The 12,379-nt window shown below is 45.4% G+C and carries 10 protein-coding genes; 8 read left to right on the top strand and 2 right to left on the bottom strand.

All coding sequences use genetic code 11. The features are described from left to right. Positions 1-304: 304 nt before the first annotated feature. The 3 genes from QUB26_RS21105 (at position 305) to QUB26_RS21095 (ending at position 2,453) form a co-directional block, all read left to right on the top strand. Positions 305-922 carry a flavin prenyltransferase UbiX gene (locus tag QUB26_RS21105; RefSeq protein WP_333319571.1) on the top strand — a complete coding sequence of 206 codons (618 nt, stop codon included), beginning with the start codon at positions 305-307 and terminating at the stop codon, positions 920-922. Positions 923-994: 72 nt separating this feature from the next. Then, positions 995-1,879 carry a LapA family protein gene (locus QUB26_RS21100; protein ID WP_333236417.1) on the top strand — a complete coding sequence of 295 codons (885 nt, stop codon included), beginning with the start codon at positions 995-997 and terminating at the stop codon, positions 1,877-1,879. Between the two features lie 22 nt (positions 1,880-1,901). Further along, the gene (locus QUB26_RS21095) at positions 1,902-2,453 is read left to right on the top strand and encodes a shikimate kinase (RefSeq protein WP_333236415.1); all 552 of its coding nucleotides are present in this window, start codon (positions 1,902-1,904) and stop codon (positions 2,451-2,453) included. 836 nt (positions 2,454-3,289) lie between these two features. On the opposite strand, the gene QUB26_RS21090 is transcribed toward QUB26_RS21095, so the two are convergent. Further along, positions 3,290-3,733, bottom strand: a complete 444-nt coding sequence (locus QUB26_RS21090; RefSeq protein ID WP_333236413.1) for a hypothetical protein — start codon at positions 3,731-3,733, stop codon at positions 3,290-3,292. Positions 3,734-3,799: 66 nt separating this feature from the next. Then, positions 3,800-4,204 carry an NIL domain-containing protein gene (locus QUB26_RS21085; protein ID WP_333236412.1) on the bottom strand — a complete coding sequence of 135 codons (405 nt, stop codon included), beginning with the start codon at positions 4,202-4,204 and terminating at the stop codon, positions 3,800-3,802. A gap of 178 nt (positions 4,205-4,382) precedes the next feature. Here QUB26_RS21085 and QUB26_RS21080 point away from each other — a divergent pair, with 178 nt between their 5' ends. From QUB26_RS21080 to QUB26_RS21060, 5 genes are all read left to right on the top strand, one after another. Further along, positions 4,383-4,985, top strand: coding sequence for a thioredoxin family protein (locus tag QUB26_RS21080; RefSeq protein WP_333058562.1), 603 nt, complete (start codon positions 4,383-4,385; stop codon positions 4,983-4,985). Between the two features lie 45 nt (positions 4,986-5,030). Further along, complete coding sequence (locus QUB26_RS21075; RefSeq protein ID WP_333302376.1) at positions 5,031-5,312, top strand: hypothetical protein; 282 nt, start codon at positions 5,031-5,033, stop codon at positions 5,310-5,312. 183 nt (positions 5,313-5,495) lie between these two features. Continuing rightward, complete coding sequence (locus QUB26_RS21070) at positions 5,496-8,717, top strand: efflux RND transporter permease subunit (RefSeq protein ID WP_333319569.1); 3,222 nt, start codon at positions 5,496-5,498, stop codon at positions 8,715-8,717. 461 nt (positions 8,718-9,178) lie between these two features. Next, positions 9,179-10,303 (top strand): hypothetical protein, encoded by a 1,125-nt coding sequence (locus QUB26_RS21065; RefSeq protein ID WP_333319567.1) that lies wholly within the window; start codon positions 9,179-9,181, stop codon positions 10,301-10,303. Between the two features lie 617 nt (positions 10,304-10,920). Continuing rightward, positions 10,921-12,102, top strand: coding sequence for an RtcB family protein (locus QUB26_RS21060; RefSeq protein WP_333319565.1), 1,182 nt, complete (start codon positions 10,921-10,923; stop codon positions 12,100-12,102). Positions 12,103-12,379: the final 277 nt, after the last annotated feature.

Here is a 12,379-nt window from a genome sequence, read left to right as displayed (position 1 = left end):
CAATCATCAATAAAGAATTAAGGACTAATATCAAATCCGATAGCATCGGAATTGTAAAATATAGTCAAAACTCAACAATCACGGACGGTGCAACCCGAATTTATATAACTTATCTGCGTGAATCTGTGTTAATCTGCCTGTATCTGCGGTTAAAAAAAGAGAAATTTATTAACCGCAGATGACAAGGTATTGACGCTGATTCATGCAGAGACAGAGAATAGAGATATGAATAATTCCGATGCTAACAGATTTGATCTAACAACTAATTACTAACAACAGTCAACCGTCAAGTAACAAATAACTAATGACGAATAACTACCCCCTAATTGTAGGAGTTACAGGAGCATCGGGACTGATTTATGCGGTGCGAACATTGAAATATTTGTTGGAGGCCGATCGCGCGATCGAACTGGTCGCTTCCAAGTCTACTTACATGGTTTGGCAAAGCGAACAGAACACCCGAATGCCCGCAGAACCGACGCTACAAGAGGAATTCTGGCGGGAACAAGCAGGAGTACCCACAATGGGTAAACTTCGGTGTCATCCCTGGCAAGATGTCGGTGCTAATATTGCTAGTGGCTCCTTTCGCACCCAAGGGATGATGATTATTCCCTGTAGCATGAGTACGCTAGGCAAGTTGGCGGCTGGCTTGAGCTCGGATTTGCTCGAAAGAGCGGCAGACGTTCAGCTCAAGGAAGGGCGAAAATTGGTACTCGTGCCTCGCGAAACGCCTTTTAGCTTGATTCACCTGCGGAATTTGACTACCTTGGCGGAAGCTGGAGCTAGAATTGTACCAGCGATTCCTGCTTGGTATCACAATCCGCAAACTATTGAAGATTTGGTAGACTTTGTGGTGGCTCGCGCTTTAGACCAGTTGGGAATTGATTGCGTTCCTCTCAAACGCTGGAAGGAAGAGGAGTAATAATTAGTCATTAGTCATTAGTCATTAGTTATTAGTTATTAATGATTTACAAATTACAAATTAAATTTTGATATGCGACCTGTATTTTTGCTAGTAATTGTGGTAGGGCTGACTATTTTTGCCCTGCAAAATGTGGAGCCGGCATTATCGCTGGTATTTTTGGGAGTTCGATCGCCTGCTGTGCCCTTATCTATCTGGATTTTGCTGAGCATGGCGGTGGGAGCTCTCACATCTTTATTGATTTCTGGTTTGCTCGCTTTTTCAAATTATCTATCTCTAACGGCAGACCGCGCCGGCAGATCCAGTCGCAGCCGTCCCGATACTTTCCCAGAGGACATGAGAACGCCTTACACGCCACCTCCCCCTCCTAGAAAACAGGGAATTGACCCGGATCTGAATAGGGAAAATAGCCAAACTCAAGCTCCTGGTTCCTACCGAACTGAGTACGGCACCCCGGCTGGTTACAGAGCCGGGACTTTCCTGCAAGAAACTCCGAACCCGGATGGGGCGAAGGATTATGCTCAACCGGGGAGTTATGCAGCGGAAGACGATGAGGATGATTGGGTCTCAGATGGCTCAAAATCGCGTTCTCAAGGGGGCGATGATGATTGGGGGGACGATCGCGATTTTCCCGATCGACCGCAGGTAAATGATGTTCCAGCGGCAAATCCGAGGGCTTACGAAGCTCAGCAGGAACCGAAAAGCAAGTCTTGGGCTGGCTCAGTATACTCTTACGGCTATCGAGATCCAAACCAGTCTGGGGTGGGGCAAACAGAGTCTGTATACGATGCAGAGTATCGGGTGATCGTTCCCCCCCAAGAGGCGATACCTAAACCCGCTGATGAAACACCAATAAATCCTATGGCAGAAGCAGATGAGGATTGGGGATTGGATGAGGGTGATGAGTTTGATGACGATGATGGCCTCAGTGGCAGATCGATTAACCTGAAAAAATAGAAAAATATCGGAGGATTTGGCAGTGGATGGGTTGAGGGGAGTAAATATTTATCTTGTCGGGATGATGGGTGCGGGAAAAACAACGGTGGGGCGGATTTTGGCAAAAAAATTAAAATACCGTTTTTTTGATACTGATGAACTAATTGTTCGAGTTGCTAATCAGTCAATTGCTGAGATTTTCGATCGAGAAGGGGAAGAGGCTTTTCGGGAACTAGAAAGTAAAGTGCTTGGGGAGTTGTCTGCGTATCAAAATTCGGTCGTGGCTACGGGCGGCGGCATTGTGACGCGATCGATGAATTGGGGTTACTTGCACTACGGTATAGTGGTTTGGCTGGATGTGCCTGTAGATCAATTGTACGATCGACTGCGTTCGGACACCGCTCGACCCCTACTGCAGGAGGGCGAGATCAAATCTAAGCTGCAAAGCCTTTTGAAAGAGCGAGAGCGTTTCTACACTCAAGCAGATGTCCGAGTCTGTGCTGGTGTGGGCGAAAGGCCTGAAGCAGTGGCGACTAGGGCGATCGAGGAAATCCAAAAAGTTATCAAACCAGAAACCGGGCCTGATCTCAATTGATACATTCAGAAACCGAGTTTCTAAGAAAATAACAGGTTTCTGAGGACTTTTGGTATTAGTTCCCAAAAATAATGCAACCCTACGCAAGCTCCAAACCACCACATTTATCAGTCATTCCCCAAATCTAAAATCTAAAATCTAAAATCTAAAATGGTATGAGGATGTGGCGATGCGGAGATTTTATACAAGAATTAATGGCAGACTCATCTGATTCGTTAAAACCGGCTATTGAGTTTTCCCTAAAAATAAAAGGGCCCCACCGCTGAAGGGCTGTAGGGCGCAAGGACAGTTAAACGCTAACTTGATTGTCGGGAAATTTAGCATCAATGCTACCCTGCTATGTGACGATTTTACGATCGTCCATTCCCTCATCAACTCTCCCGTATCAAAAAATGTAACCCAGCACCGATCGAATTGAACCTGTCCTATTCTAAAAACAATACCTCATGCATTCTGACTAGCAGCTCCCAAAAGCTGCTTTTTTATTGGGATAAGTTTTTGGCTGCGGGACTTGCGGGTTCTTGGCAATAACATTTTGAGCAACAGTCGCTACAGTTCAATACTGCCCTAGGGGTTTTCATTTCGACTCCAGCTTGGTCGGTAATTGGTAGTTGGGAATTGGGTATTAGTAACGGGCAACGGGGAATCGGCAATTGAGAAGCTTTACCTCACGAGGCTGGAAAACTGCTATGATTACGGCGCGGAACGAAGAATTAATCCAGGGGTGGGGGATTGAAAAAAAATAAGCTGTATTTATTGATGGGCGATCTGATAGTTTTCGGCTAAATATCCGTTGCGAGTTATAGAATTTGGTTGGATGAATTTCCCGTTCCTCATTAAGAGAATACGAGCCTGCCTGTTTTTAACCAAAACTCGATCGCTCCGCCCAACCCCACACCAGTTAAAGAAATGGTAGCTAATACGGCAAAAGCCCGCCAATTTTTCCAACCCGATATTTGAATATCGAGTCTTGCCAAAGCTCCGGCTGAAATCAAGACTAAACAAGTAGCAAAAAGGTGTAACCAAGCAATAACTACGACTGCCACAAAAGCTCCTAAAGTTATAGAAATAAAAGCACCCAAATCACTCGAAAACAACCCCATAATTAAGGCTTTTGTGTTTCTGAGCGGGAACGACAATGCGGCAGCAAACACTAGAATTGAAGCTATGGCTAGAAACCAAGTCAGGTGCGGGGGAACATCAAACTCAGATAATTTCCAGCCAAAAGTGAAATAAGTAACAAAAAGTAGAGTTAGGGAAACCCAAGAGTTTTTTTTCATCCAATGGCACAATTAGGAGAACCAGGCAAAAAAAAAGATGATGCTCCCGATGAGTTTGTACAGGGCCTAGAGGTTAGTAGAAATAGCTTGCACCGGACAGGTAGGGATGCACTGCTCGCAAACGATACACCGCGATCGAGCAAAATTTAGTTTAAAGCTTTCTGGGTCAAGGGTCAAGGCTTCTGTCGGGCAAACCCCCGTACACAAACCGCAGTCAACGCAGATATCTTCGTCTATAAGTATTTCCCGACTGGCTAGGGAAACGCCGATGTTTTGCGATCGCATCCAGTCGATCGCCGCTTCTAGTTGGTCGATGTCCCCTGATAACTCTAGCACCAGTTTGCCCACTTGATTCGGAGCCACCTGAGCGCGGATAATGTTGGCTGCCACATTAAAATCCTTTGCCAGTCGATAGGTGACAGGCATTTGGATCGATCGTTGGGGAAACGTCAGTGTTACCCGTTTTTTCACCCTGCAAGTCCTCGGTAATTTACAAACAATCTTTGTTATCTTCTGTTTTAGCGCACTTAATCTAATTACTGCCCTTAGCACAAATTTTTATGAGATGGGTCGGATTATCTCAAAATGTGGTATAATCTGAATCTATTATTTAAAATAAAAACATAGAAATCCAAGCGCAATTTATTTTATGACCCAGAATTCGCCCAAGTCAACGGTCGCCCCCGTCGCCAAAAATCCCGAAACAAAAGTCGCCACGCGCCTCAGAAACTTATTGATCGTGTTAACAGCGATCGCCCTTTCAATATCCATCTTCTTCGGGCTGCAAACCCAAACGCCGTCAAGCAGTCTCACCGACATGGCAAAAGCTTCAACGCCATTAGAAACAGCTTTGGTAAATGGCAAACCGACACTGATGGAATTTTATGCTAATTGGTGCGGTAGCTGTCAGGCAATGGCTAAGGATCTGAGCGAAATCAAACAGAAATACGCCGAACCGATGAATTTTGTGATGCTGAATGTAGACAATGACAAATGGCTGCCAGAAATCACAAAATATCGAGTAGATGGCATTCCGCACTTTGTCTATTTGAACGATAAAGGCAGCGCCGTTGCTGAAACGATGGGCGAAATGCCGCGCAGTATTATGGAAGCTAACTTAGAAGCTTTAATTGCAGGAAAACCTCTGCCACACGCCCAAGCAGGCGGTCAAGTTTCTAATTTTACTCCCCCCACAGGGCCTGTGAAAACAAGTAGCTCCGACCCCCGCGCCCACGGCTCTCAAGTACAGTAAATGAAGGAAGAGAGAAAAGGGAAGAAGACTTTAGGAACAGGCAAGATGCCGATTCCACAACAAATAAACTTTCTTGTGGAACAGGCATCTTGCCTGTTCCTGATTACGGATGTAACGGATGTCAGGAAGAAGGAAGAAGGAAGAAGGAAGAAAGAAGAGGGAGAAGGGAAGAAGACTTTAGGAACAGGCAAGATGCCTATTCCACAACAAATAAACTTTCTTGTGGAACAGGCATCTTGCCTGTTCCTGATTGCGATAACTTACAGAGATTCAAAAGCCCCTTGCAATTTCTGGCAATCTGCATTGTGGGCGATCGACTACCTCTAAAGAAATATTCACAAAAACTTTTGGGAATATTTATTAAGATTTATTATACTCCTCGTAAGGTGCGTCAGTAGATATTCTCTCACCGCCTAGAAAAATTCAAGACTGACGCACCCTACTAGAATTAGTCTGAATGACGGGGCCGACTCTTCAATCTAAAATCTAAAATCTAAAATCTAAAATCGAATGACTCCTGACAAAACCGGATTCAGTATTAGCGCGACCGCGATTCGTCGCCACATCGGCACCCTCATGCTGACACTTGCTATCATAATCGTGGGCCTTTTCTACATCACCCAACTGCCCGTTGACTTGCTACCATCCATCACCTATCCCCGCATCGGCGTGCGCTTGAACGCCCCAGGCGTATCCCCAGAAGTAGCAATAGACGAAGTTACCCGCCCCCTCGAACAAGGACTTTCCGCCACTGAAGGCGTCATGCAAGTTTTCTCCCGCACTCGCGAAGGACAAGTCAGCGTCGATTTATTCTTCAGACCGGGGGGAAACATCGACCAGGCCCTCAACGACGCCACCGCCGCTGTCAACCGCATCCGCAACCGACTTCCCGACACAGTTGAATCCCCCACTCTATTCAAAGTTGACCCTTCCCAGCAGCCGATTTACGAATTTGCCCTCACTTCCGACTCCTTGCAAGGAGTTGATTTGCGCGTATTTGCTGACGAAGAATTATCCAGAGAACTAAACGTAATTCCTGGAATCGCAGCAATTGACGTGGCCGGCGGCGTGCAAGAAGAAATTCAAGTAAATATTGACTTAAATCGCTTGCAATCTTTAGGTGTCAGTATTTCTGACGTTTTATCAGCGCTCGAATCCCGGAACCTGGACACTTCTGGCGGGCGGCTGCGGCAAGAAGCTGCAGAACCTTTAACCCGCACCGTCGGGCGATTTCAGAACGCGAAAGAAATTCAGGCAATTTCTTTTCAAGCATCGGGTTCCAATCCGCCAAAACGAGTTTTTCTGCGCGATTTTGCTCAGGTAATTGACGGTACAGAAGAAGAGCGAGTTAAAGTATTTCTCAATCAGAAATCAGCCGTAAAAATTAGCATTCAAAAGCAGCCAGACGCGAATACAATTTCAGTTGTAGATGGAATCAAAAAGCGGCTAGAAGAATTAAAAACATCCGGGGCAATTCCCGAAGGTACGACTATCGTTACTACTTTTGATGAGTCTAAATTCATCCGCGATTCAATTAGTAACGTCGTATTTTCTGGTTTAACCGGGGCTGTTTTAGCGGGGGCATCTGTATTGCTTTTCCTCGCTTCACTTCGCCAAACTTTGATTATTGTCCTGGCAATTCCCCTCGCAACTTTAATGGCGATTATCCTGATGGGAGTTTTTGGCCTATCTCTGAACGTTTTCAGTTTGGGTGGTTTGGCGCTGGGTGTGGGAATTGTGGTCGATAACTCGATCGTCATGCTGGAGAATATTGTCGAAGGAACCAGCAATAAAAACAGTGCAAACGGTCAGCGCTTAAGTAACAAGCAGTTGATTCAGCAAGCAGAAAAAAGCAGCCAAGAATTAGAATCAGCTTTATTTGCTTCCACCATCACTAACTTAGTTGCCGTACTGCCATTTTTGCTCATCGGCGGCTTAGTTTCCTTACTTTTCAACGAATTAATTCTCACCATCACCTTTTCTGTCGCCGCCTCTCTGATTGTCGGATTGACAGTTGTACCGATGATGGCTTCTCGACTGCTAGCGCTGCGGGTATCCAGCGGTTTGAGCAACTTTTGGCCGCTGCGCGCATTCGATCGAGCTTTTACCAATGCTACCGCCGGCTACGGGAAATTTTTATCGGGAGTAGTGCGGTGGCGGTTGATTATCCTCGCAGTAGCGATTATTGGATTGGGTGGCGGCAGTTGGCTGATGGCTGGTCAAATTCCCCAGGAAATATTGCCCAGAATTAATACCGGTCAAGCGAGATTGTTTGCTTTGTTTCCTGCAGGCACAAATTTGGCAACCAACCAAAAAATCATGGCAGAAGCTGATAAAATTATCCTCAGCCAACCAGAAACTCAATACACTTTGACGACGGTGGGCGGGCTGTTATTCGGCAACAATACGGTTGAGAATTTGCTGCGCGGCGGCTGCAACATTACGCTGAAACCGGGCACCAATACATTGGATTTTGTGCAGCGAGTTACGCAAGAATTGAATAAAATTGATTTGCCAAAAAACACTCGTTTGCGCCTGATTCCAGAAAATGTGCGGGGTTTGGTTTTAACTAATTCGCCAGTGCGGGGCGCTGAAGTTGATGTCCTGCTTCAGGGCGAAAACGAACAAATATTGCAGCAAACTGGCCGCGAGATATTGGCAACTTTGGATCAAAAGGTAAAATTAGCTCGTTTTCGCCCGGATGGAGACCCGCAGCAAACGGAAGTGCAGATTCGCCCCAACTGGGAACAAGCGGAAATCTACGGCTTGAATGCGAGACAAATTGGAGAGGCGATTCAGACAGCAATTCAAGGTTCTGTTCCCACGCAATTGCAGCGGGGAAACCGTTTGGTTGATGTGCGGGTACAGTTCGATCGCGATTCTGTCCAATCGATTTCGGAACTAAAATTTATTCCTTTAACTGCTAGGGATAACAGCATTATCCGCTTGAGCGATGTGGCGAATATTGAACTGGGAAAAGCGCCGGGGGAAATTCAAAGGCTTAACCAGCGCCAAGTTTTCTTGATTGCGGGGAATATTAATAAGGGCGCGAGTTTGGGCGATGCTTTGAAACAAGTGGATGCAGTTTTGTCAGAAATAAAATTGCCGCAAGGAGTGCGAGTCATACCGAGTTCGGCGGCGGAAACCAACCGGGAATTGCAAAGTTCGCTGATTGTTTTGGGTTCTTTGGCGGCGTTTTTGGTATTTGTGGTAATGGCGGTGCAGTACAATTCGCTTGTCGATCCGCTGGTGATTATGTTAACGGTGCCCCTGGCTTTGGCTGGGGGGATTTTCGGGTTGTATGCGACTAAAACTCCGATCGGCGCAACGGTGATTGTGGGGGCGATTTTGCTGGTGGGAATTGTGGTAAATAATGCGATTATTATGGTGGAGTTGGCGAACCAAATTGGGGAAGACGAAAAGGTCGATCGCACCACAGCAATTCTCAGGGCAGCACCTCAGCGTTTGCGTCCGATTTTGATGACAACTATTACTACAGTTTTGGGTTTGTTTCCCCTAGCTTTGGGCATTGGAGACGGTTCGGAATTCTTGCAACCGCTGGGTGTAGTGGTGTTTTCCGGTTTGTCGCTGGCAACTTTGCTGACGCTGTTTATTATTCCGTGTTTTTACATTTTGCTGCACGACTTATTTGGGATTTTTGCAGCGAAAAAGAAACCGCAGGCGGTTGCTATTCCTGTGCAGAAGGCGGGGAGTAAGACTCCGAATTTGTAAAATCTAGTGCCAGCAAATACGCGCTTTTCCCACAATCCGACAGGGAATGAATTCCCTGCCTCATAGCGAAAGTCGGTTAAAACCGACTGTAGATTTTGAGGAAAAATACGATCTATTTCAGTCCTCTTTTAGAGGACTTTTGCTATGAGACAGGGAATTCATTCCCTGTCGGACTGTCGGTTAAAACCGACTGTAGATTTTGAGGAAAAATACGATCTATTTCAGTCCTCTTTTAGAGGACTTTTGCTATGAGACAGGGAATTCATTCCCTGTCGGACTGTCGGATTTACCAACAATACTGGTACTGCATTTGATGTTAAGTTGACGCGCCGATAATTAGTCGGTAAGGTGCGTCAGTAAACAGTCTCTGACTCCCCAAAGCAATTCCAGACTGACGCACCCTACGATAAATGCTGCAAGATTTCAGTTAAAATAGAGCTTATTTACGCTGAAATATCTTTATGCTAATTTTACCAAAACATGAAAAACAAATTGACTGGTCGTTCTCATATATAAATCAACACACTGATTCCGAGTGGACGATTGCGACAAGTTGCGATCGCAAAAAAGTCACTTTAGTCGATCGTAACTTCTCCCCACAATACGAATACCAGCTTCCCGACGACGCAATTAGGTGTTTAGCCATCAGTCCCAAAGGCGATCTACTGGCAGCAATTATGGCCAATGGCAATCATTTAGCAATTATGACAGCAGAAAACCAGCTAGTTTTTGAACAACAGCTACCTAACCCTCCTGTTAAGTATTATAACGAGAATGGATTTCAGGATTGCTGGTTTGATGCAGACGGCTTGCGTTTTTGGTGCATGAAATTAATTGAAGCTCAAGAAGTCGAAATTCAAATTCGCGATACCAATTCATGGCAAATCCAGCGAAAACTTTTGCTCAAAGACCCTTTTGGATGGAGTTCCTTCTCGTTTCACCCGCACCCGGAAAATCAAATTTTAGCTCTTTGGGCTGCTGCCGGTCAGGACGGACAGCAAGTCTACTGGCTTTATGATGATGGTATCAAAATTCATGCCGTAGAGGTTGCGTGTTTGGCGGACACAAGTCCTCCAGTATTTCACCCCGCAGGTAGCGAATTTTTGGTACTAGATGATTCTGAGAGAGAACTCAGTCGGTTCAGTTTTCCTGACTGCAATCTCCTCGGTCAATGCAAATGGCCTTGGCCTGATTCGGATGATGGTTTTGGGTATTGTATATGTTACCTATCAGACAATCGCATTCTGATTAATACTAATGAAGGGATAATGTATCAAATCGATCTTGAAAAAATGGAGATATCAGATGAACTGATTTTAAGCGGTCATGAACCCCGTCCTTCTGAAGAACTTTACCCTAATCTCAAGGATGTTGAAGAAGGGCTTTGCAGCGACTTGGACTGTTTTTATAGATTTGATTCAGATAGGATTCTTTCCGTTCACTCACAACTGCCGAGTCAAAAACCTGACTCTAAACAGAAGACATTAGTTATCTTCGGGGGAAAAGAGCTGTTTGGTTCCTTGACGAAGGTACAACAATCCGCACCCTACAGTAAATTATTCATTCAATCTTTAGGCATTTCTTAAGGATTTTTAATACAAAACGCTTCTTGTGCCGTGTTAGCTTTTGACTCGCTTTCCCGCAGTCCGACAGGGGTTGAAACCCCTGCCTCATAGCGAAAGTCGGTTAAAACCGACTGTAGATTTTGACGGGAAGTGCGATCTATTTCAGTCCTCTTGAGCGAGGACTTTCGCTATGAGACAGGGAATTCATTCCCTGTCGGACTGTCAGTTAAAACCAACTGTAGATTTTGACGGGAAGTGCGAGGGATTTTAGTCCTCTTGAGCGAGGACTTTCGCTATGAGACAGGGAATTCATTCCCTGTCGGAGTGTCGGTTAAAACCGACTGTAGATTTTGACGGGAAGTGCGATCGATTTTAGTCCTCTTTGAGAGGACTTTTGCTATGAGACAGGGAATTCATTCCCTGTCGGACTGTCGGACTTACCAACAATATCGGTGCTGCATTTGATGTGAAGTTGACGCGGCAAGAATTAGTGGGTAAGGTGCGTCAGTAAACACTCTATGACTCCCCAAAGAAATTCCCGACTGACGCACCCTACGAGAATTAGTGTTTTGACATCCGCAACTGTTTATGTTACAATAATACTACATAACAACCTGGCAAAACAAACTTAAACAAAAATGCCCTACGAAAAATTAGACATATCAGCCCCAAAACCAGTATTATCTTGGGCAAATCACGCCCTGGGCGAAAAAGAAACCAAGATGACCGCCAATGTAGCATCTTTACCATTTGTATTCAAACACGTCGCACTAATGCCGGATGTACATTTAGGAAAAGGTGCTTTAGTCGGTTCAGTAATTGCCACAAAAGAAGCGATTATTCCGGCTGCTGTGGGCGTTGATCTGGGTTGCGGGATGGCTGCCATTAAAATGCCTTTCACCGCCAACAAATTAGAAGGCAAACTCAAACAAATTCGCCTCGATATCGAAGCGGCGATTCCTGTGGGATTTTCAGAAAATAAAGAAGTAGAAACAACTGTCACCAACTGGCAAGGATGGGGGGAGTTTAAGGAACTTCATCAAGGTGTGCAGCACCAAGACAATAAAGCCTTAAAACAAATGGGTTCCCTCGGCGGCGGCAATCATTTTATTGAGGTTTGCGTTGATACTGAAAACTTTGTTTGGCTGATGCTGCATTCCGGTTCTCGCGGCATTGGAAATTTGCTCGCACAGCAGCACATTGAGACGGCTAAAGATTTAGCTAAACTGGCAGAAATTAATCTGGCTGACAAAGATTTGGCTTATTTTGTAGCGGGTACGCGGGAGTTTGCGGCTTACTGGCACGATTTGCAGTGGGCACAAGATTATGCTCGTTTTAATCGCGATGTAATGATGAATCGGTTTAAGCGAATTGTCGAAAAGCACGTCGCGGGCGGCAAATCTGTTAAGCCGTTATTAGAGGTGAATTGCCACCACAATTACGCGGAAAAAGAGGTGCATTTTGGCGAAGATGTGTATGTTACTCGCAAGGGTGCTGTGCGCGCGGATGTTGAGGATTACGGGATTATTCCGGGTTCGATGGGGGCGAAATCTTTCATTGTTAAAGGGAAGGGTAATGCGGAAAGTTACTGTAGTTGCAGTCACGGTGCGGGGCGGTTGATGTCTCGAACTCAAGCTAAAAATGTATTCACTCTCGATGATTTGGTGCGGCAGACTGAGGGGGTTGAGTGCCGGAAAGATGAGCAATTTTTAGATGAAATTCCGGGGGCTTACAAGTCCATTGATGAGGTGATGAGTCAGCAGTCGGATTTGGTGGAAGTTGTGGCGACTTTGAAGCAGGTTGTTTGTGTCAAGGGGTGACAGAAACTGGTTTATTCTTTTATATGTTGTACCATTCTCAATTAGCCTTTTATGAACAGGCAAGATGCCTGTTCCACAAAGAGTAGATTTTCTTGTGGGGAGTAGGGGTTGGGCTTCTAGCCCGCCCAAAAAAGGATTATTGAGAATGGTGCAATATCTCATATCATGTCCGATCGATTAACCCTAATATCCCGGTCGGGCCATTGGTAACAAGTTAGAACGGAGTAGATTTTGTCAATACCCCTTTATGTAGAAATATAATTGAATAATAATGATA

Origin of the sequence: Microcoleus sp. B4-C1 (genome assembly GCF_036705285.1) — a bacterium.
Lineage (GTDB): Bacteria > Cyanobacteriota > Cyanobacteriia > Cyanobacteriales > Microcoleaceae > Microcoleus.
The sequence above is the reverse complement of the archived record's forward strand: the minus strand, read 5'-3'. Positions and strand labels throughout refer to the sequence as shown.